Source organism: Rhizobium sp. P43 (assembly GCF_056730705.1).
The window spans coordinates 2,584,919-2,606,015 of record NZ_CM161539.1 but is presented as its reverse complement, the minus strand read 5'-3'; the positions used below and the strand labels follow the sequence as shown (position 1 = coordinate 2,606,015).

Here is a 21,097-nt window from a genome sequence, read left to right as displayed (position 1 = left end):
GCGCTGGCCTGTGATTAGATGCAGTGAAGCTCGAGGTGCTGCCCTCCTAAGGGGGCGGGAAATCGGGAAGCCGGTCAAAATCCGGCGCTGCCCCCGCAACGGTGGTGGAGTGAAGGACCGACACATTGCCACTGGGGGGAGACCTGGGAAGGCGTCGGTCTGATCCGCAAGGATGCTCCTGAGCCCGGAAACCAGCCTCGGCAGACGGACATTTGAGGTTGCGGAGGGCGACCGGAGATAGCTATGCGCACCGCCTTCTCAAGGCGACGACAGGCTGTGCTCTTTTCTCCCCCGAGTTTTTGAAAACGAGGACGACATGGACCTGCAGGCCACCGTGCTGCGCCAGCTGAAGAACCGCCGCGAAGGCTTCTCGCTCGAACAGCCCTTCTATATCGATCAGGATTACTTCAAGCTCGACATGGAAATGATCTGGTATCGCGACTGGCTGTTCATTGGCCACGACTGCGAGATCCCGCGCGCCGGCAACTATTTCACCGCCCAGATCGGCGATTACCCCGTTGTCGTGGTGCGCGGCAAGGATCAGGTCATCCGCGCCTTCCACAACACCTGTCGCCATCGCGGCCACCGCGTCTGCACCAAGGACAAGGGGGCGGCTGCCAAGCTCGTCTGCCCCTATCACAACTGGACCTATGATCTCGACGGTTCGCTCGTCTTCGCCCGCCAGATGGGCGAGACCTTCGACAAGGCCGAATTCGGCCTGAAGACCGTGCATTGCGAAAGCGTCGGCGGCTATATCTTCGTCTGCCTCGCCAATGAGCCTGCCGATTTCACCCCCGTCCGCGCCTCGATCGAACCGTACCTTGCGCCGCATCGCCTCTGGGAGGCAAAGGTCGCCCACAAGAACACGATCATCGAAAAGGGCAACTGGAAGCTCGTCTGGGAAAACAACCGCGAATGCTACCACTGCGCCAGCAACCATCCCGAACTCTGCCGCACCTATCCGGAAGCCCCGACCGCAACCGGCGTGCAAGGGGCAGGCGACGACCCGTTCATTTCCGAGCACTGGGCCCGCTGCGAGGCCGCCGGTCTACCGTCCGAGTTCAAGATGGACCCGTCTGGCCAGTTCCGCACCGCCCGCATGCCGCTGATACAGGATGCCGAGAGCTACACCATGTCCGGCAAGCGCGCCGTGAAGAAGCCGCTTTCCGCCGACGTGCCGATCAGCCATATCGGCACCATGCTGCTCTTCCACTATCCGACGACCTGGAACCACATCCTCGGCGACCACGCGATCTCCTTCCGCGTCCTGCCGATCTCGGCGGAAGAGACCGCCGTCACCACCACCTGGCTGGTCAACAAGGATGCCGTCGAAGGCGTCGATTACGACTTGGAAGAGCTGACCCATGTCTGGAACATGACCAACGACCAGGACCGCTCGATCGTCGAGGAAAACGCCTTCGGCATCCGCTCGCCGGCCTATGAGCCCGGTCCCTATTCCGTCGATCACGAAGGCGGCGTCATGCAGTTCGTCGAATGGTATTCCAACTTCATGACGGGCCGCCTGCAGGGCGACAAGGCCCGCCTGTCTGCGGTGGCTTGATCATGAACATCGCCGTCACCCAGTATCGTCATGTCGACGAGATGCGCCCCTGGTCAGACCGGGAGCATCTCCTCGAATGCGTCGCCGTCACGCCTGAGGCCGCAGACGTGATGACCTTCACCTTCAAGCCGAACAAGCCGAACCTGTGGTTCCGCTACATGCCGGGCCAGTTCGTCACGCTGGAAATCCCCGTCGGGCCTGAGCCGGTGATGCGCACCTACACGCTTTCCTCCAGCCCCTCCAGGCCCTATACGGTCGCGGTCACGGTCAAGGCGCAGAAGGATTCAATCGGCACCCGCTGGATGTTCGACAATCTGAAGCCCGGCATGGCGCTAAAGGCTTTCGGTCCGCTCGGCGACTTCTCCTATGCCAAGTATCCGGGCAAGAAGTATCTCTTCATCTCCGCCGGCTCCGGCATCACGCCGATGATGTCGATGACCCGCGACATGAGCGACCGGGCCCCCGACAGCGACATCACTTTCCTGAACTGTGCCCGCTCGCCCGACGACATCATTTTCCGCTGGGAGCTTGAGGCCAAGGCCCGCGAGATGCCGCATCTGACGCTGGGCTTCATCGTCGAGCAGGTCTCGCGCGGCCAGCTCTGGTCGGGCTTGAAGGGCCGCATCGACAAGGCGAAGATCGCGCTGCTTGCCCCCGATTTCCTTGAGCGCACCGTCTTTTGCTGCGGCCCGGCGCCCTTCATGGCGACCGTCCGCGAAGCGCTCGAAGGTGCCGGCTTCGACATGAAGCAGTATCACGAGGAAGCCTTCCAGCCGGTCAAGCCGGAGCTGCCTGAAGTCGTTGTGTATGCCGATGGCGAGCAGCCGACCAAGGTCACCTTTGCCATGTCCGGCAAGGACGGTCTCTGCGCGCCCGGCCATACCGTGCTGCAGGCGGCCCGCGCCGCCGGTGTGCGCATCGGGGCTGCCTGTGAATCCGGTCTCTGCGGCACCTGCAAGGTCATGAAGCTCTCGGGCGAGGTCGAGATGGACCACAATGGCGGCATTCTCGATGACGAGATCGACGAGGGCTACATCCTCGCCTGCTGTTCGCGGCCGAAGGGCGACATCGAAATCGAAGCCTAAGCATCGCCTCCGCGATCAATTGCACGTGAGAAGGGGGCGATTCCGGGCCGGATTCGCCCTCTCGTCGTCTCTGCGGCTCTGCGATGTGGCGTGGCCTCTTGCCGCTCGAGAGCGCCCCGATTAGCATCCTCTGATGGAGCCTCCTGCCGCGCGCTGCGGTCGGGTCTGATCGGCCATGATGGCCGGTGCAGGCGAGTGGAGGTTCAGTCAAAGGGGGATCACGCATGAAGCTTGTTTCTGCTCTTGCCGCCGCATGCCTTGCCGTGACCGGTTTCATGATGACCGGGAATGCGGCGAATGCCGGTGGCATCGAAGTCCGCATCTACGAACGCCAAACCAGCTATCGGCATTACGAGCGGGTCACCGTGTATTCGCGTCATCATGGCCAACGGGTCTATGGCCATCGCGTGCATCGGCCGGGATATGTTTATCACAATGGGCTTTGGTTCTCCCCGCGCTCCATGCGGGCAGGGGTGATCGTCGATTATCCGATCCAGCGTCGGCATGTCGTGAATTACCGGGGCGACATCAATCCGAAACACCACAGCTGGTGCGCCGAGCGCTATCGCTCCTATCATTGGCGCAGCAACACGTTTCAGCCGTATCACGGCCCCCGCCAGCAGTGCTATTCGCCCTACTATTGATGCCGGTCGCAGGAACAAAACTCATGCATCCGCGTTGACGGGCACTGGTGCGCCCGCACTGTCCTGGTGCCGCCATGCGTCGGGCGCGAACCCTGAACAGAGCGTTAATTCTGGGTTCAGGCTGGTATCGTTAACCTTTGTTTCAAGGTCAGGGGATCGGGCGGATCGTCCGCTTTCCGAGGCCTCAGGAAACACGCAGGGAGAAACATCATGAAGAGTGCATTCAAGACGACGGCCGTCGCCGCTCTTGCATCGATCCTCGCCGTCACCAGCATGGTCCCCGCCCAGGCCCAGGTCATCCGCCCGGTGGCCCCGGCCACGACGACGACAGATGCCACAAATGTCCAGTATATCGATGGCCAGATCCGCATCTATCGCGAGCGTCGTTACGACCGCTACGATCGATATGACCGCTATGACCGCTATGACCGCTACGAGCGCGCCCGTTACTGGAACGGCCATCGCGGCTATCGCGAACGCCGCGCAGGCTACCGTTATCACAATGGCTACTGGTACCCGCTCGCAGCCTTTGCGGCCGGTGCGATCATCGGCGGAGCGATTGCGTCGCAGCCACGTCCGGCACCCGTCCCCCGTGCGGCCGGTCTGAACCCGCGTCACTATGACTGGTGCCAGGCGCGCTATCGGTCCTATGATAGCTACTCGAACACCTTCCAGCCGTATCACGGCCCTCGCCAGCAGTGCTATTCGCCCTATTACTGATCGGCACCGGCACGTGACCGGGCTTCCGTTTGAAGCCGGGAAAAGTTAACAATATGCCGCTCCGGCCTCGTGCTGCGGGCGGCTTTTTCATCTCCCCGATCCGCCTGTTTCCTAACGGCAAAAGCGCTGCGTTAACCCTTTGTTAACCATATCGGCGATACTTCTTGGTCAACGATTTGTTTACGTAGATGACCAAAGTGCTAACCGAACCCCGCTCCATCCGCATCAAGGGAAGATCCTTCCTGGCCGTCGTCCTGACGCCGGATCTGCCGTTCGACGACTGGCTCGTCCGGCTTGACGATCTCGCGGCCCGTTCGGCCGGTTTCTTCCTCGGTCGTCCCGTCGTCCTCGATGTCTCCGAGATCGAGATCGATCGTCCCCAGCTCAAGGCGCTGATTGCCGAACTGGCGTCCCGCAACGTCTCGATCATGGGCATCGAAGGCGGTCGCCCCTCGCTCGTCGAGCCGGGCATGCCGCCGATGCTGAAGGGCGGAAAACCCGCCGCCGATTACGAGGTGCCGCGCGAAGAAGCGGCTGAAAGCTCGACTGCCAAGCCCAAGGGTAAGGCGGAAAAGCAGCCGGCGGAGCAGGCGGCACCGCAGGTGGTCGTACAGCAGAGCCCGGTCGCCGCACCCTCGCTGATCGTGCGCGAAACCATCCGCTCCGGCCAGTCGGTCATCTACACCCAGGGCGATGTCACGGTCATCGGTTCGGTCCAGTCGGGCGCCGAAGTGATCGCCGGCGGCTCGGTCCATATCTACGGCGCGCTGCGCGGCAGAGCGCTCGCCGGATGCGTTGGCAATGCCGACGCAAGGATCTTCTGTCGTAAGTTCGAATCCGAGCTGGTTGCCATCGACGGCGTCTACGCGATGACCGACGACATGGACCCAGAATTGAAGGGGCATCCCGTCCAGCTTTGGCTGGAGGGGGATGCAATCATGACTGAAAGAATGACGTGAATTTGAGCGGGGATAGACAGGAGAACAACATGGGCAAGGTGATTGTTGTGACATCAGGCAAGGGCGGGGTCGGCAAGACCACGTCGACAGCCGCTCTGGGTGCCGCGCTCGCGCAGCGCAACGAAAAGGTCGTCGTCGTCGATTTCGACGTAGGCCTTCGCAATCTCGATCTGGTGATGGGTGCCGAGCGCCGCGTCGTCTACGATCTCGTCAATGTCATTCAGGGTGATGCCAAGCTGCCGCAGGCGCTGATCCGCGACAAGCGGCTGGAAACGCTCTTCCTGCTGCCTGCCTCCCAGACACGCGACAAGGACAACCTGACCGCCGAAGGCGTCGAGCAGGTCATCACCGAGCTCAAGAAGTATTTCGACTGGATCATCTGCGACAGCCCCGCAGGCATCGAGCGCGGTGCGACCCTTGCCATGCGCCATGCCGACATGGCCGTTGTCGTCACCAATCCGGAAGTCTCCTCGGTCCGCGATTCCGACCGCATCATCGGCCTGCTCGATTCCAAGACGCTGAAGGCCGAGCGCGGCGAGCGCATGGAAAAGTACCTGCTGCTGACCCGCTATGACGCCAATCGCGCCCAGCGCGGCGACATGCTGAAGGTCGACGACGTGCTCGAGATCCTGTCGATCCCGCTGGTCGGCATCATTCCGGAAAGCATGGACGTGCTGCGCGCCTCCAATATCGGCGCCCCCGTCACGCTGGCCGATGCCCGCAGTGCGCCGGCACTCGCCTATTTCGACGCCGCCCGTCGTCTGGCCGGCGAGAATATTCCGATGACTATTCCGGGCGAGAAGCGTGGCTTCCTCGACAAGATCTTCGCGCGGAGGGCCGCATGAGCATCTTCTCCCTGTTCCGCAAGCAGCGTTCCGCCCCCATGGCGCGCGAGCGACTGCAGGTTCTCCTGGCCCATGAACGGGCGTCGCTGGAAAGCGATCTGGTGGCCGTGCTGCGGGAGGAAATCCTCGCCGTGATCGCCAAGCATGTCGAATTCGACCGCGACAAGGTGCAGATCAAGATGGATCGCGACGAGGACGTGTCAATCCTGGAGATCGATGTCGAGATCCCGCGCAACGCCCAGCGCCTCGCCGCCTGATCCGACCACCTTCTGCCATGAACAAGGCCGCCGCCGGTATCTCCGGTCGGCGGCCTTTTCGTATTCTGCTGGGGCAGGGCGGTTGATATCCGCCCTGCCGTTTCGGGAGCGTCAGCCCACCAGAGCGTTGTCGTCGCGCTTGATCGCAACGATCGTCGAGCGCGGCAGCTTGCCTTCGCCATCCGGGAAGGGGGCGTCGGGATGCTGGATGCCGGCAAACATGGTGCGCTTGTCGGCCGACCAGGTAAGTCCGGTCACTTCCGAACCCTTCGGACCGGTCAGGAAGCGCTCGATGCGACCGGTAACCGGGTCGCCGGCGAGCATCTGGTTGTTGCCCTGGCCTGCAAAGTCGCCCTCGTTCGAATCTTCACCATCCGTCTGGATCCAGACGAGGCCGGTGGAATCGAACATCATGCCGTCCGGCGAGTTGAACATGTTGCCTTCGTTGATGTTGGACGAGCCGGCATAGGCGTCCTTGTGCACGACCGGATTGCCGGCCATGGCGAACAGGTCCCACTTGAACGTATTGCTGGTGTGGTCTTCCGCGTCCGGATACCAACGGACAATCTGACCGTATTCGTTGCCGGCGCGCGGGTTGACGGCGTTGACATCCATGACGTCGCCACCGGCATTCGTCCGCATCTTGCCGTCCTTCATCACGGCGCGGTTCGAGTTGTTGGTCAGGCAGCAATAGGCTTCGATCGCAACCGGGTTGATCGCGACCCATTCCGGACGGTCCATGGTCGTGGCGCCAACCTTGGACGCGGCCTGACGGGTGAAGACGGCGATCTCGTCGGCCTTCATGCCGGTGGTCTCCGGCGTCAGAGCCAGCCATTCGCCGGTGCCTTCGTCCGAGAACTTGGCAACATAGAGCGTGCCCTCGTCGAGCAGCTTCGAGGTGTCGCCGCCCGGCACATAGATGCCGTTGGAGACATACTTGTAAAGGAACTCGCCCCGCTCGTCGTCGCCCATATAGACGACCACGCGGCCATCGCGTGCGATGACGACGGCGGCATTCTCATGCTTGATGCGGCCAAGCGCGGTGCGCTTGATCGGCGTCGAGGAGGCATCCGACGGATCGATCTCGACGACGTAACCCGCGCGACGCGGCTCGTTCGGGTTCTTCGCCACGTCGAAGCGCTCGTCGAACTTCTCGTAGCCATAGCGCGTCTCGGCCACGATGCCGTAGCGCTTGTAATCGTCTGGCATCTTGAACTCGGCATTGGTGGTGCCGAAGTAGCCGTTGAAGTTTTCTTCGCAGGTCAGATAGGTGCCCCACGGCGTCTTCCCGGCGCCGCAGTTGTTGAAGGTCCCGAGACAGTCGACACCATTGGGATCGGCAGCCGTCTTGACGAGCTCGGAGCCGGCAGCCGGGCCGGACAGCTTCATCGGTGTGTTGTGGTGGATACGGCGGTTGAATGGGCTATCGACGACGATCTGCCAGCCGTTTTCGCCTTCAGCCACTTCCATGACGGTCACGCCCTGCATGTTCTGCAGGATCTTCACGTCGTCCAGCGACTGAGGCATGCCTTCCGGCGCGTGCGGCAGGTTGGTTTCGTTGTTGACGTATTCGTGGTTGACCGCAATCACTTGGGCGTCGCCGATGACGAACAGCTCCATGCCGTCTGTGTTTTCGCCGAAGACCTTGTCGGAATTCTCGAGCGAAACGCCCTTCACCGGATCGATGTCGGAGGCGGTGGAGAATAGCGGTTCACCCCAGCGGGCGAGCGGCTTCCAGCTGTAACCTTCCGGAACATGCACGGTATTGTCCGTGGCGATCGGGATCGGCTTGAAGGCGAAGCGCGAGGCTGCTTCCTGGGCCTGGGCGGAGGTCGAGCTCATCAGATTGCCGAGCGTGCCCATGGCGGCAGCCGCCGAACCCATGGCGAGAATGCCGCCAAGGAAGCCACGGCGCGAAATTGCGCGTTCGACCACGCGGTCGAAATCCGTCACGGCCGGCGGCGGATTGTGCAGTTCGTCCCACTCGTCCCAGGACAGGTGATTGGTGTTGGTCTCGGTCATGGCAGAGCCTCCTTGGAGTTGAAGTTCACTCTCCGACTAGCCAGCGCGGGTAACAGTGATGTGACGAAATCTTGACGGTCCGGCAGATGTGAAGTCGCTGATTTAGGAGCGCCAAGCGGGCACCAGCCGGCAAATCGTTTTAAGCCTTTGTCCCACCTCGCCTTTGGCAAGAGGCCGACCGGATTACTTGAGCATATGGGCTGCAGCGCTCACACATCTTTGTTCCGATCCCTGCTTCTCGCCCCGATCTCGGCCCCGATTCAAGCCGGGGGACGAGACCGCATGACGCATCCAAAAGATTTGACGTTTACGTAAAAATCAATTAGCCAAAGAGAAGAATAAGCCGCGCCTCCTGGGTGGGAGTCTGGGCGTGGCCTCACAGCATATGCCAGATGGAGGAGCACGTCATGTACAAGGCGCCTGTTGAAGAGATCGCGTTCACCCTCAAGCACGTCGCGGGTCTGAGCAAGGCCATCGAAGACGGCAAGCTCGGTGATCTGAGCGACGACCTGGTCGATGCCATCCTTTCTGAAGCCGGCCGCTTTGCCAGTGACGAAGTCGCACCGCTCGCCGAGATCGGCGACAGAGAGGGCGCCCGTATGGTCGACGGCAAGGTCGTGGTTCCAGATGGCTGGGACACTCTCTACCGCGCCTGGGCCGAAGGCGGCTGGAATTCACTGACGGCATCCGAGGATTTCGGCGGGCAGGGGCTTCCGCATATGCTGAACGTCGCAGCCCTCGAAATGTGGAATTCCGGCTCCATGGGCTTTGCCCTTGGGCCGACGCTGACCATGGGCGCCGTCGATGCGCTGACCGCCCACGGGTCTGATGCCTTGAAGGCGAAGTACCTGCCGAAGATGGTGTCAGGCGAATGGACCGGCACCATGAACCTCACCGAACCCCATGCCGGCTCGGATCTCGGCGTCATGAAGTCGCGCGCCGAGCGCCGCGATGACGGCACCTACCGCATCTTCGGCCAGAAGATCTTCATCACCTGGGGCGAACACGAGATCACCGAGAACATCATCCATCTGGTTCTCGCCCGCCTGCCCGATGCTCCCGCCGGCACGCGCGGCATCTCGCTCTTCCTCGTGCCGAAATATCTCGTCAATGACGACGGCTCGCTCGGTGCCCGCAACGATCTTCACTGCCATTCGCTGGAGCACAAGCTCGGCATCCATGGCTCGCCGACCTGCACCATGATCTATGGCGACGGCAAGTATGGCGACGAAGCCGGCGCCATCGGCTGGCTGATAGGCGAGGAGAACAAGGGCCTCGCCTGCATGTTCACCATGATGAACAATGCCCGCCTTGCGGTCGGCATGCAGGGTGTCGCCATCTGCGAAGCTGCGACCCAGAAGGCCGTGCAATATGCCAAGGACCGTACGCAAGGGAAGGCTCCGGGCTGGACCGGTTCGGGCATGTCGCCGATCATCGAGCATCCCGATGTCGCCCGCATGCTGGTGACGATGAAGGCGCTGACGCAAGGCTCCCGCGCCATCTGCTATGTCTGCGCCCACGCCACCGATATGAGCCACCACGCAGACGGCGACGAAGCCCGCCACTTTGCCGAACGCGCAGCTCTGCTGACCCCGATTGCCAAGTCCTTCGCCACTGACGCCGGCGTCGACGTCGCTTCGCTCGGCATCCAGACCCATGGCGGCATGGGCTTCATCGAGGAAACGGGCGCTGCCCGCTACTGGCGCGACAGCCGCATTGCCCCGATCTACGAAGGCACCAACGGCATCCAGGCCGCCGACCTCGTCACCCGCAAGCTGCCGCTCTCCAACGGCAACCATGTGCGCGGCTATATCACCGAGCTTAAGCAGGTGGTGAATGCCGTGCGCGCCTCCAATCTCGAAGGTTTTGGCGAAACCGCCGCCCGGCTGGATGCGAGCCTTGCCGATCTCGAAGACACGACCGAATGGCTGCTGTCGCAGCTCGCCGCTGGCAATGCTTCGGCCGCCCTTTCTGGCGCCACACCCTATCAGCGCCTCTTCGGCCTCTCGTTGACCGGCGTCTACCTCGCCAAGGGCGCGCTCGCCGACGAGGACCATGGCCGCGACAACCGCCTGGCGCTGTGCCGCTTCGCTGCCGAGAACCTGATCGCCGAGACAGCAGCCCTCAAGGACCGCGTCATCAACGGCGAGGCAAGCCTCAACGCGGCCAGGGCATTGTTCGCGTAATTCCCACCTCCCCCTTGAGGGGGGAGGTCGCCGCAAAGCAGCGGGTGGGGGTGACCCTGCCAAAACCAGCATATGTCGTTGTTCACCCCACCCCGGAGCTGCGCTCCGACCCTCCCCTCGAGGGGAGGGTGGGGACCACCCGAGGAAGCCGAGATGACCGACCACATTGAGATCACCCGCCCAGAAACCCATCCCGGCGTCCTCGTCCTGCGCTTCAACCGCCCGGACAAGAAAAACGCCATAACCCAGGCGATGTACCAGAAGCTGACCGCTGGCCTCCTCGAAGGCGAGCAGGACGACAGCATCCACGCCATCGTCTTCCTCGGTACCGAGGGCTGCTTCTCGGCTGGCAATGACATGGCCGATTTCCTCGGCTTCGCCATGGCCGGCGCCGTCGGCGAACCCGCCGCCTTTGGCCTCCTGCGCGCACTGACCGAAGTCACCAAGCCGCTCGTCTCTGGCGTCGATGGCCTGGCGATCGGTATCGGCACGACGCTGCACATGCATTGCGACCTGACGGTCGCTTCCGACCGCAGCCTGTTCAAGACCCCCTTCGTCGATCTCGCGCTGGTCCCGGAAGCCGCCTCCAGCCTGATCGCCCCGCGCATCATGGGCCACCAGCGCGCCTTTGCCATGCTCGCCGCCAGCGAAGGCTTTTCCGCCGAACAGGCCCGCGAGGCCGGCCTCATCTGGAAGGTCGTGTCGCCCGATCAGGTCGAGGCTGAGACCCTCAAGATCGCTGCCTCGCTGGCGTCCAAGCCCCCGGCGGCGATGAAGATCGCCCGCGCGCTGGTCAAGGGCAGTGCCGACGAGGTGCGCGCCCGCATGCAGGAAGAACTCGTCCACTTCGTCGCCCAGCTGAAGAGCGCCGAAGCCCGCGCCGCCTTCGAAGCCTTCATGAAGGGACGCGGATGAGCCGGTAAGGCCGTCAGCCGGAGTGTTCGTGATGCTCGCGAACGACGGTCTCGATAACAGCGAGCGGCGGGCGCTCGTCTGGATGAACGGGCGAGCCCGCCGCCAGCACGATCGCTGCTTTCCAGAGGGCACAGGCCCGTGCCCGTGCCCAGCAGCCCGAATCGAGGGCCATGGCGTCGCGAAACCGCGCCCGGGCTTCGCCATCCAGAAATAGCCAGCTGATCACGAGATCGCAGGCAGGATCGCCGATGGCCGAGGAGCCGAAGTCGATCACGGCAGACAGCCGTCCATCGCGCAGAAGCAAATTGCCGACGGCGATGTCGCCGTGCAGCCAGACGGGGCGCCCCGTAAACGGCGCTGCAGCGGCCCGGTCGAGCACGGCCATGGCGCCGCCGACGTCGATCCGGTCCGAGATCCTTATCAGTGCGGCCCGCGCCTGCGCACCGTAGATTTGGCTGAGGTCGCCGCCACGATGGAAGTTGTGTGCGCCGGGCGGCGGGCCGCCGGTGTTGTCGATCGCCTGCAGTGCCTTCAGAAAGCCGGCAAGACCTTCCGCAAAACTGACGAGGTCGAGATTGGCCTCGTGGCGCAGCGGTCTCCCGGGGATCCAATCGTAGATCGACCACGGCCAAGGATAGCCCGCATCCGGTTTGCCGAGCGCGACGGGCTTCGGTACGGCGAGCGGAAGATGCGGCGCCAGCCGCGGCAGCCATTCAAACTCCTTTGCAGCCTGGCCGGCATAGGCAGCGTCGGTCGGAAGACGGATCTTGAGGTGCGGGCCAAGCCGAAAGGACCAGTTGTCCCAGCCATCCTCATCGAGCGGCTCTATGGCAAGCTCGGCCAGCGCGGGAAACTGGGCGCGCAACAGGCGGTGCACCAGGTCCGAATCGACCGCGAATTTGCCGGCATCAAGCTTGTCGCTGCGCTTCATTCCGCCCTCCTACCGGAGTCTTTGCTGGAACCTCTGATCGATCACAAGCTTGCCTCTCCCGCCATGGGCGAAATCCCCGGATAAACCGTATCTGATATCTCTGGCACGGTATGTGAGGCCTACTTATTTTTCGGAGTTCCCTTAAGTACCCATTAAATCCTGCAGGCTAATGCTGGGGCAGCGGACAAATTTACCGCTTCCTCACCATGATGGTGCCGTGATCACACAATGCCCCATGACATCACCGCGTCGCAATTGCGCGGAGAGTTTTTGCAGGACCGTATCGTGAAGACCAGCTCCAACCTGATGACAAAGATCCTGGTGGTCGCCTCCCTCGTGGTGGTTGCCGCCCTGTCCGGTTTCTCCTTTTACATCGATAGCCTCCAGCGCAAGGCAACGAGTGCCGCCGTCAAGAGCGAGATCGAGAGCTCCGGTCTCCAGGCCTCGCAGAGTATCGCCAATTGGCTCGCCGCGCGTGTCGCGCTGACGGAACTGGCTGGCAATGCCGCCGCAAAGGCGCCCGATGCGGCTGCCATCACCGCGGCCTTCGACAATCCGGTCCTGATCCGGGAGTTCATGTCGACCTATGTCGGCGACGAGCAGGGTGTCTTCACCAGCGTTCCCGTCCAGCCGCTGCCGGAAGGCTATGACCCGCGCAAGCGCCCGTGGTATCAGGATGCCGTCAAGGCCGACAAGCTGGTGCTGACCGACCCCTATGCCGACGCCTCGACAGGCAATCTCATCATCAGCGCCGCCATTCCGGTCAAGAAGGACGGCAAGCTCTACGGCGTCGCCGCTTCCGACTTCTCGCTGACCTCGCTCGTTGCCATGGTCAACTCTGTCGATATGGGCGGCAAGGGCTCGGCCTTCCTCGTCAAGCAGGACGGCACGATCCTCGTCCACCGCGACGGCAACCTCGTCACCAAGACGCTGAAGGATGCCTTCCCGAACCAGACCCCGACCATCGGCTCCGGCATCACTGAAACCACGTTCGCCGATGCCAATGTTTTGGTCTCCTTCCTGCCCATCAAGGGCCTGCCGCGCGATGACTGGTATCTCGGCGTCCAGATCGACCGTGACCTCGCCTATGCCAGCGTCGGCGAATTCCGCACGGCTGCCGCCGTCGCAACCCTGGTCGGCGTTGTCGCCATGATCGCTGTCCTGGCTGCTCTTCTTTCGCGCCTCGTCGTCCGCCCGGTTGTCGATATGACCGGCGTCATGGGCAAGCTTGCCGGTGGTGATGTCTCGGCAGAGATCCCCGGCACCGCCCGCAAGGACGAAATCGGCGAGATGGCCGCAGCCGTTGCCGTCTTCCGCGACAACATCATCGAGCGTGGCCGCCTGGCCCGCGAGGCCGATGAAACCCGCACGATGTCCGAACAGGAGCGCCGTGACCGCGAAGCCGCCAAGGCCCGCGAAGCCGAGCAGGTCTCGTTTGCGGTCCACTCGCTGGCAGACGGCCTTGGCCGCCTGGCCAATGGCGACCTCGTTTCGCGCATCGACACCCCGTTTGCCGGTGACCTCGATCGTCTGCGCGTCGACTTCAACGCCTCCGTCGAGAAGTTGCATGATGCGCTTGCTGCTGTAGGCCGCAACGCCCGCGCCATTGATGGCGGTGCTGCCGAAATCCGCTCGTCGGCCGACAATCTCGCCCGCCGTACCGAACAGCAGGCAGCTTCGGTCGAAGAGACGGCCGCAGCACTTGAGGAGATCACCACCACCGTCAAGGACAGCGCCCGCCGCGCCGAGGAAGTCGGCCAGCTGGTAAGCCGTGCCCGTGCCGGCGCCGAAAAGTCCGGCGAGATCGTCGAACGTGCCGTTGGCGCCATGCAGGGCATCGAGAAGTCCTCCGGCGAGATCTCCAACATCATCGGTGTCATCGACGAGATCGCCTTCCAGACCAACCTGCTTGCTCTGAACGCCGGTGTCGAAGCCGCCCGTGCCGGGGAAGCGGGCAAGGGTTTTGCCGTCGTCGCCCAGGAAGTCCGTGAACTCGCCCAGCGCTCGGCGAACGCTGCCAAGGAGATCAAGGCTCTGATCAGCGCCTCTGGCGATCAGGTCAAGGTCGGCGTCGATCTCGTCAACGAGACCGGCAAGGCGCTCGACGTGATCGTCCGCGAGGTCCAGGAGATCAATGGCCACGTCAACGCGATCGTCACCGCCTCGCGCGAACAGTCGACCGGTCTGCAGGAGATCAACACCGCCGTCAATACCATGGACCAGGGCACCCAGCAGAACGCCGCCATGGTCGAGGAACAGACGGCGGCAAGCCATGGCCTTGCCCAGGAAGCCGCAGCACTCACGGCGCTCCTCAACCAGTTCCGCATCGACGAGCGTGCAGCAATGTCCTCGCATCACGGCCGTCGCGCCGCCTGATCAGGCGCGTTTCCAGCCATCGCATCGAAACGGCGCCCCTGCGGCGCCGTTTTCCGTTTCTATCACACAGCGCCTGCTCGGTTCAGTCTGTGTTCAGTCTTTGCCGCTAGTCTCTGGAACCAGGATCCGCTTTGGAAGTTTGGTAGCCATAAGTGCTGCCGCTATCATCGCAGTCAGCCCCAACCGAGCAATTGCGTCGAGGTTATCATGTTGCGTTTGTTCTGTGTCGCACTCAGCCTGCTTTTCAGCGTGACCGTCTCTGCCGCGGACATGCTGCCCGCTACCGGCGGCTCGATGATCCTCGTCAATGATACCAATGACGTGATCACCAGCGAAACCTATTCCAACAACCAGCAGAGTCAGCGCGTGCGCCCGCAGCGTTACATCTGCGTCGTCGACCAGTCCGGCAGCATTGGCGGTGGCGGACAGGTGTCCTGCCCGGCCAAACCGGGCCGCGTCGGCGGCCGCTGCCGCTGCGCCAACGTGACGGGTTCCGGCACGCTCTACACCTATTGAGTTCAGGCGCCGCTGCCGTCTCCCACCGGATTGATATCACCGACGAAGGTGATCAGGTCCGCCATGGTGAAATCGCCGGGCGTCTTGCCCAGATGTGGCTTCCAGTCCGATCTCTGCCAGATGAAGGAATTCTGATCGCCATGCACGAGGCCGAGGAAGGTTTCGGCAATGATCGTCGATCCGACGGGGCCGAGCCTCAATCCCTGATGCAGTTGCTCGGCTTCCTTCAGGATATAGTACCAAAGCGGTGTCGCCTTGTGGAAGCCGTTGCGCGCCGCAGCCTCGCCATCGGCACCTTGCGAAAGCTGCCTGTCGCTGAGCGGCTCGAATCCCATGGCGCGGGCAACATCCTGCCCGGATGGCAGGCCGATCTGTGATCCGCGTCGAAGGTTGCGAAACGGCAGGACGAATTCCCGCGCTGCCACCGTGGTCATGTCTTCGGGATGATCGGGAAGTGTATGCAGGGCCGGCACGATCAGCGGATCGATCCGGCGGGCATGATTGAGCGTGAAGTCGGGTTCGGCAGGCGTTTCGAGATCGAAGAAACGGCGCCAGTCGATCACCCAATTCGATGGCAGCGAACGGAGAGGTCCAAGCGGTGAGGGCGGTGCCGCGGGGGCAAGCTCCCCGGCGATCTGGCCGGATTTTCCGGTAAAGTTGAACATCAGGTCAAGGGTGCCGTCGGTAAAGCCGCCGGGGCGGAAAACCGCGTTATGGCTATAGCTCTCCCGCACCATCGAATGCCCCAGCCGATAGGCGGCCGCTGCAAATTCTGCCGGCATATAGGGCCGGCTGCGGAAGCGATAGAAGCGCCGCCCTTCGTGTTTGATCTTGCGGATAAGCCCCGGTTCCGTCAGGCGTTCGACGAAATCAAAGAGCACGATCCACTGATAGTGCCAGGTCACGAGCCTCCGTGCTTCCTGAAAAAGCTCCGGATCCGTCAGGCCTGATGTCGTCTTCTTCAGATGATCTACCACGGCATTATGGAATTTCAGCATGAGCAGGTGGAACTGCGCCACCAGCAGGTTCTCATCATTGCGCTCATCGAAGATCAGTGCGCGGCCGTGGGCGTTGCGCGGCAAATCATTCGCGAGGGCCGGGATCGTTCCGTTGAAACCTGCAGAGGCCTCGGCCCTGCCGATCAGAAATTTCGGTCCCGGCAGTTTTCGGATCCCCTCCTTGGCATAGAGATAGGGATGAAGGCCCGGTCCATCACCATAGAGGGAATCGAGGTCCAGCGCCGGCGTGCGAAAGTTCTCGGTCGCCAGCGGATCGGCCCGCTGCTTGTCGAGCGGCGTCGTATCAAGCGTAATGTCGTGATCGACGAACTGGCCGAGATAGGTATAGCCGGCCGGCAGCTTGGGATGATCGCCCTCCGGTCCCTTCTCGTCGCGCATAGCCTTTGCGAGATCGAAAAGCGCGTCATCCTCGGCATGCAGCGGCCGAAGCCTTGGAAACATTTTGCCGAACTTCCCCGGATCGGCGTTGCCGGCCAAGGCCTGCAGGGACTCACGGCTCATGCCACGAACGCCATGTCCGTGGGCTGCGACTTCAGACATCGTCATTCCCCCTCTGATCACGTCATTTTCTGGATGATGTGATCAGAAATGATTATCGGGGGTGGCGCAACAAATCGACTACAACCTAAAAATGAATCTTGATCTATTTCTTGCTGAGCGTTGCAACCGCCTCGACATGCGGCGACCAGAGGAACTGGTCGATCGGCGTGACCTTATCGACCCGGTAGCCTCCGGCGATCAGGATCGAGAGGTCGCGGGCGAGCGTCAGCGGATTGCAGCTGACGGCAACGACCTTCTTGACCTGCGATCGCGCCAGTTCCGCGCATTGCGCCTCAGCACCGGCGCGCGGCGGATCGAAGACGACTGCGTCGAAGGTCTTGAACTCGGATGTCATCAGCGGCCGGCGAAAGAGGTCGCGCCGTTCGGCGCTGACCGGCTTCAACCCTTGCGTATTGCGGGCGGCGAAATCGAGCGCCTTCACGGCCTTTTCGTCGGACTCCACCGCATGCACGGAAGCTTTGCGCGCCAGCCGTAATGCGAAGGTGCCGACACCAGCGAAGAGATCGGCGACCTTCTTGGCCTTGCCGATATGCTCGATGGCGAGAGCCGCCATATGTGCCTCGGCCTCATCCGTCGCCTGGGTAAAGCCGCCGGGTGGCAGCACGACACGGGCGCCGCCGAAATCGAGCAGCGGCTTGTGCGGTTCGATGACGATCTCGCCATTGGCCGAAACGCGGGCAATGCCCTTGAGCTTGATCACGGCATTGGTGACCGCGCGTCGTTCCTGGTCGCCAAGCCCGCCGCGCAAACCGTCGAGCGAAATGTCGAGGCCGGTGGTCGTCTCGGTCACCGTGATGCGGAAGTGTTCTGCACCGCACGCATTGGCAATGATCTTGATTGCGTCCAGCCGGGAGATCAGCCCGTCCGACGCGATGGGACATTCCTCGACCGGCACGACGTGATGGGTTTCCGCCTGCATGAAGCCCATGACAAGGCCCTGTTCACGCCGCCTTGCGGTGAAGACGAGGCGGCGGCGCTGATGCGGATGCGCCTCGAAGACTTCGCCCACCGGCGCCTCGATGCCCTTCGACTTCAGCGCATCGATCAGCACCTGCCGTTTGAAGGCATTGTAAGCGGGCTTGGCCATGTGCTGCAGCGAACAGCCGCCACAGACACCGCCTTTGCCATCGGGACCGAAATGTCGGCAGGGTGGCTCCACACGGTCGGGGGAGGGGCTGGCGATCGACATGATCGTGCCCTCGCTCTTCACCCGTGCAATCGAGACGGTCTCGCCCGGCAGGGCAAAGGGCACCAACACCGGACCATCGGCGACATGCGCCACCCCATCGCCCTTGGCGCCGAGGCTCGAAATCGTGACGGTTTCCGCACTCATTCTGAGTCCTCGCCGTCTTCGACATCGTCGTCTTCACCAAGGTTCGCATCATCAGGCTTGACGCCGGCGAGCAGGAATTCCTCGTTCCCATCGCCGCCAGCGATCGGCGAGGGGATGAGGCCAAGGCTCGTCCAGCCCATATCCTCCGTCAGCCAGCGTTCAAGCTCGGCTGCCACGAGCGGCGCCGTTTCCGGCTCCTTCAGCAGGCCTGCCTTGCTGATCGCCTCGCGACCCGCTTCGAACTGCGGTTTGACCAGCAACAGGCAATGCGCGCCGGGCTCGGCCTGTTCCAGGGCAGGAGCGAGTGCGAGCTTCAGCGAGATGAAGGAGACGTCCGAGACGAGAAAGTCAAACGGCTCCTCGTCATAATCCGCCGGCTCCAGATAACGGGCATTCAGACCTTCGAGATTGGTCACGCGCGGATCGCTGGCAAGCCTTGGATGCAGCTGATCATGCCCGACATCGATGGCCGTCACATGCGCAGCACCGCGCTTTAACAGCACTTCGGTAAAGCCACCGGTCGAGGCGCCGACATCGAGACAGTGGCACCCCTCCGGCGACAGGCCGAAATGGTCGAGAGCCGCAACGAGCTTCAGCGCCGCGCGGGAGACGTAATCCTGCGCCGGATCGTCGATTTCGAAGGCATGGGTTGCGGCAAAGACAAGGCTGGGTTTCGTCACGACCTTGCCGTCCACCTTCACCGTGCCACGCTGGATGGCGTCACGGGAGCGGGAGCGGCTGGCGAATAGGCCGAGGGCGACCAGGAGCTGGTCAAGGCGCTGGGGTTCTGGGAGCTTTTTCATGCCCCGTCAATGAGCGGAGACGTCGCGCGGCGCAAGTCTTTTCGTGAAGTCTGATGGCAGCGTCGCATGGATGATGCAAGATGAGTTGCATATTTTCCTTTTGCGGCCATTCATGGTTTCATTAGGAATAAGTTAAGCAATCTCTTCTAATGTTCCCTTGCCGGCGCGATGCAATCCTCCCTCCCAAGCAGCGTGCTCCGACACAAAACTGCAGGCCCTCCTCCTCCTTCCGGCCTGTAGGAATAGAAGCCCCCCGGTTTCGGGCCCGGGGGGCTTCATTTGTTTTGAGATATCAGCGCTCAACCCGCCTCTAAAAAAGAGAATATTAATAAAAATAAAGCTAAATCACAACATTGTCATTCCGTACTGCCTCACATCAGGGGACTTCTCATGAAACGTCTGTCCATCCGGGTCGCGCTCACCGGTATGCTGAGCCTGATCGCCGTCGCTATCCTCGCCCTCAGCTTCACCTCCTACAGCAGTCTGTCGAAGCTCAATCACAACACACAGGATATCGGCGAGTACTGGATGTCCCGAATGGTCTTGGCGCGTGAAGTCAAGGGCAACTTCAACCTGATGCGTCTGGCCTATGCCCGTATGCTGATGGCCTCGACGCCGAGTGAAATCGAGGCGGAAGTCAAAAGCATCACCGATATGGCCGATGTCGTCCGCAAATCCATGGCTGAATACGAAGCCGGCGTTCGCACTGAAACCGGTCGTCAGCTCATTGCGGCCTTGAAGCCTGAGTTCGACGCTTATACCGCGCTGGGTGAAGAGCTCGTCACGATTAAGCAGGACGGCCAGACACTGGTGGCCACCAGCCTGTTCAAGGGCAAGATGAAGGTCCAGTCGGAAAAGGTGAACACGATCGTCGATGAACTCGTGGCCAAGGTCATCGAGAATGCCGACAAGGCGGTCGCCGACAGCGGCGCGGTCTACCGGACCAATCTGTTCACCACCCTTGGCATTGCCGCGATGACCTTGCTGATTGCGCTGGCCGGTATCGCCTATGCCATCCTCGGGGTCACCCGACCGATCGCTCGTATCTCTGGCGCCATGCGTAATCTTGCAGGCGGCGATTTGGATAGCCACATCCCGTTTGAAGGACGAGCTGATGAAGTCGGCGAAATGGCCGCAGCCGTCGAGGTCTTCCGCCAGGCTGGCATCGCCAACAAGGAGCTTGAGCGCCAGGCAGAAGAAGCACGCATCCGGGAAGGCCATCAGGATGCTGAGACCCGCCGCCGCGCCGCCGAAGAAGCCGAGAAGCTGCGCTTCGCGACCACCACCCTGGGCAGCGGTCTGAAGCGTCTCGCCGAAGGCGATGTCTCCTTCCAGCTCAGCGAGCCCTTCGCGGCGGAATACGAACCCCTGCGCCAGGACTTCAACGCCTCGCTCAAGCAGCTCGGCGCGACGCTCTCGGCGGTCATGAACTCGGTCGAGAGCATCGACAATGGAACCCGTGAAATCTCCTCGGGCGCCAATGATCTTTCCAAGCGCACCGAGCAGCAGGCTGCCTCGCTGGAGGAAACGGCAGCTGCGCTCGACGAGATCACCGTGAATGTTTCGACCTCGTCGAAGCGGACGGAAGAAGCCCGTACGGTGGCGATCCTCGCCAACCAGAATGCAGCGAAGTCAGCGGAAGTCGTCTCCAATGCAGAAGAAGCGATGCGTCGCATCGAGGAAAGCTCGCAGCAGATCTCCAACATCATCGGCGTGATCGACGAGATCGCCTTCCAGACGAACCTGCTAGCACTCAACGCCGGTGTCGAGGCGGCCCGCGCCGGTGAAGCCGGCAAGGGCTTTGCAGTCGTTGCCCAGGAAGTCCGTGAGCTCGCCCAGCGGTCGGCCAGCGCCGCCAAGGAGATCAAGGGTCTGATCCAGAACTCCTCGACAGAGGTCGACAGCGGCGTCCGGCTCGTGCGTGACACGGGCGTCGCCCTGAAAGCGATCGGCGATTACGTCTCCCAGATCAACCAGCTGATGGATGCCATCGCCACCTCGGCCCGCGAACAGTCGACAGGCCTTGCCGAAGTCAACACGGCGGTCAACCAGATGGATCAGACGACCCAGCAGAACGCTGCCATGGTCGAACAGTCCACGGCCGCCTCGGCGGCCCTGGCCCAGGAAGCTCTGCGTCTCCGCTCGCTGGTTTCACAGTTCAACCTGTCCGGCCGCGCCTCCGCCTCTGCTGCCCAAACCGAGCCGCGAGCTCAGGCCGTTCAGCCGGCGGCCCGGCGCGCGCCCATGGTCCAGGGCAATCTCGCGGTCAAACAGGAGTGGAGCGAGTTCTGACGGAACGACACGGATCGGTCCCGCGCACGACGCCTCTGCGAAAGCAGGGGCGTTTTGTTTTGTCGGCTGTTT

The 21,097-nt window shown here is 62.4% G+C and carries 17 protein-coding genes and 1 riboswitch; of the genes, 12 read left to right on the top strand and 5 right to left on the bottom strand.

The features are described from left to right. The first annotated feature begins 16 nt into the window (after positions 1 to 16). A riboswitch (cobalamin riboswitch) is annotated at positions 17 to 214 on the top strand. Positions 215 to 316: 102 nt separating this feature from the next. From AC1PUL_RS13115 to minE, 7 genes are all read left to right on the top strand, one after another. After that, on the top strand, positions 317 to 1,561 hold the full coding sequence (locus AC1PUL_RS13115) for an aromatic ring-hydroxylating oxygenase subunit alpha (RefSeq protein WP_480464611.1): 1,245 nt from the start codon (positions 317 to 319) through the stop codon (positions 1,559 to 1,561). A 2-nt stretch (positions 1,562 to 1,563) separates the two neighbouring features. Continuing rightward, positions 1,564 to 2,646 (top strand): FAD-binding oxidoreductase, encoded by a 1,083-nt coding sequence (locus tag AC1PUL_RS13110; protein WP_480464610.1) that lies wholly within the window; start codon positions 1,564 to 1,566, stop codon positions 2,644 to 2,646. 224 nt (positions 2,647 to 2,870) lie between these two features. After that, a complete protein-coding gene (locus AC1PUL_RS13105; RefSeq protein ID WP_480464609.1) occupies positions 2,871 to 3,290 on the top strand; it encodes a BA14K family protein in 420 nt (139 codons plus the stop codon). A gap of 210 nt (positions 3,291 to 3,500) precedes the next feature. Beyond that, complete coding sequence (locus AC1PUL_RS13100) at positions 3,501 to 4,010, top strand: BA14K family protein (protein ID WP_480464608.1); 510 nt, start codon at positions 3,501 to 3,503, stop codon at positions 4,008 to 4,010. 188 nt (positions 4,011 to 4,198) lie between these two features. Further along, the gene (gene minC / locus AC1PUL_RS13095; protein WP_480464607.1) at positions 4,199 to 4,969 is read left to right on the top strand and encodes a septum site-determining protein MinC; all 771 of its coding nucleotides are present in this window, start codon (positions 4,199 to 4,201) and stop codon (positions 4,967 to 4,969) included. 29 nt (positions 4,970 to 4,998) lie between these two features. Then, positions 4,999 to 5,814 carry a septum site-determining protein MinD gene (minD, locus tag AC1PUL_RS13090; protein ID WP_480464606.1) on the top strand — a complete coding sequence of 272 codons (816 nt, stop codon included), beginning with the start codon at positions 4,999 to 5,001 and terminating at the stop codon, positions 5,812 to 5,814. Then, positions 5,811 to 6,071, top strand: coding sequence for a cell division topological specificity factor MinE (minE, locus tag AC1PUL_RS13085; RefSeq protein ID WP_113379454.1), 261 nt, complete (start codon positions 5,811 to 5,813; stop codon positions 6,069 to 6,071). Before minD ends, minE begins: the two co-directional genes overlap by 4 nt. A gap of 111 nt (positions 6,072 to 6,182) precedes the next feature. Here the strand turns inward: minE and AC1PUL_RS13080 are convergent, their stop codons facing one another. Then, positions 6,183 to 8,093 (bottom strand): PhoX family protein, encoded by a 1,911-nt coding sequence (locus tag AC1PUL_RS13080; RefSeq protein WP_480464605.1) that lies wholly within the window; start codon positions 8,091 to 8,093, stop codon positions 6,183 to 6,185. A 407-nt stretch (positions 8,094 to 8,500) separates the two neighbouring features. Between AC1PUL_RS13080 and AC1PUL_RS13075 the strand changes: the two genes are divergently transcribed. Both AC1PUL_RS13075 and AC1PUL_RS13070 read left to right on the top strand, forming a co-directional pair. After that, positions 8,501 to 10,279: an acyl-CoA dehydrogenase family protein gene (locus tag AC1PUL_RS13075; RefSeq protein WP_480464604.1), complete on the top strand. Its 1,779-nt coding sequence runs from the start codon at positions 8,501 to 8,503 to the stop codon at positions 10,277 to 10,279. A 153-nt stretch (positions 10,280 to 10,432) separates the two neighbouring features. Then, positions 10,433 to 11,194: a crotonase/enoyl-CoA hydratase family protein gene (locus AC1PUL_RS13070; RefSeq protein ID WP_480464603.1), complete on the top strand. Its 762-nt coding sequence runs from the start codon at positions 10,433 to 10,435 to the stop codon at positions 11,192 to 11,194. Positions 11,195 to 11,207: 13 nt separating this feature from the next. On the opposite strand, the gene AC1PUL_RS13065 is transcribed toward AC1PUL_RS13070, so the two are convergent. After that, on the bottom strand, positions 11,208 to 12,125 hold the full coding sequence (locus tag AC1PUL_RS13065) for an aminoglycoside phosphotransferase family protein (RefSeq protein WP_480464602.1): 918 nt from the start codon (positions 12,123 to 12,125) through the stop codon (positions 11,208 to 11,210). A 285-nt stretch (positions 12,126 to 12,410) separates the two neighbouring features. Here AC1PUL_RS13065 and mcpU point away from each other — a divergent pair, with 285 nt between their 5' ends. Next, positions 12,411 to 14,501 (top strand): methyl-accepting chemotaxis protein McpU, encoded by a 2,091-nt coding sequence (gene mcpU / locus AC1PUL_RS13060; protein WP_480464601.1) that lies wholly within the window; start codon positions 12,411 to 12,413, stop codon positions 14,499 to 14,501. Between the two features lie 207 nt (positions 14,502 to 14,708). Next, a complete protein-coding gene (locus AC1PUL_RS13055) occupies positions 14,709 to 15,017 on the top strand; it encodes a hypothetical protein (RefSeq protein WP_480464600.1) in 309 nt (102 codons plus the stop codon). Between the two features lie 2 nt (positions 15,018 to 15,019). Here the strand turns inward: AC1PUL_RS13055 and AC1PUL_RS13050 are convergent, their stop codons facing one another. The 3 genes from AC1PUL_RS13050 to AC1PUL_RS13040 form a co-directional block, all read right to left on the bottom strand. Then, on the bottom strand, positions 15,020 to 16,576 hold the full coding sequence (locus tag AC1PUL_RS13050) for a peroxidase family protein (protein ID WP_480464599.1): 1,557 nt from the start codon (positions 16,574 to 16,576) through the stop codon (positions 15,020 to 15,022). A 103-nt stretch (positions 16,577 to 16,679) separates the two neighbouring features. Beyond that, positions 16,680 to 17,930 (bottom strand): class I SAM-dependent RNA methyltransferase, encoded by a 1,251-nt coding sequence (locus AC1PUL_RS13045; protein ID WP_480464598.1) that lies wholly within the window; start codon positions 17,928 to 17,930, stop codon positions 16,680 to 16,682. Next, entirely contained in the window at positions 17,927 to 18,733 is an 807-nt protein-coding gene (locus AC1PUL_RS13040) for a TlyA family RNA methyltransferase (protein WP_480464597.1), read from the bottom strand. The genes AC1PUL_RS13045 and AC1PUL_RS13040 overlap by 4 nt, the downstream gene beginning before the upstream one ends. Before the next feature lie 390 nt (positions 18,734 to 19,123). Here AC1PUL_RS13040 and AC1PUL_RS13035 point away from each other — a divergent pair, with 390 nt between their 5' ends. Continuing rightward, positions 19,124 to 21,025 carry a methyl-accepting chemotaxis protein gene (locus tag AC1PUL_RS13035; protein ID WP_480464596.1) on the top strand — a complete coding sequence of 634 codons (1,902 nt, stop codon included), beginning with the start codon at positions 19,124 to 19,126 and terminating at the stop codon, positions 21,023 to 21,025. Positions 21,026 to 21,097: the final 72 nt, after the last annotated feature.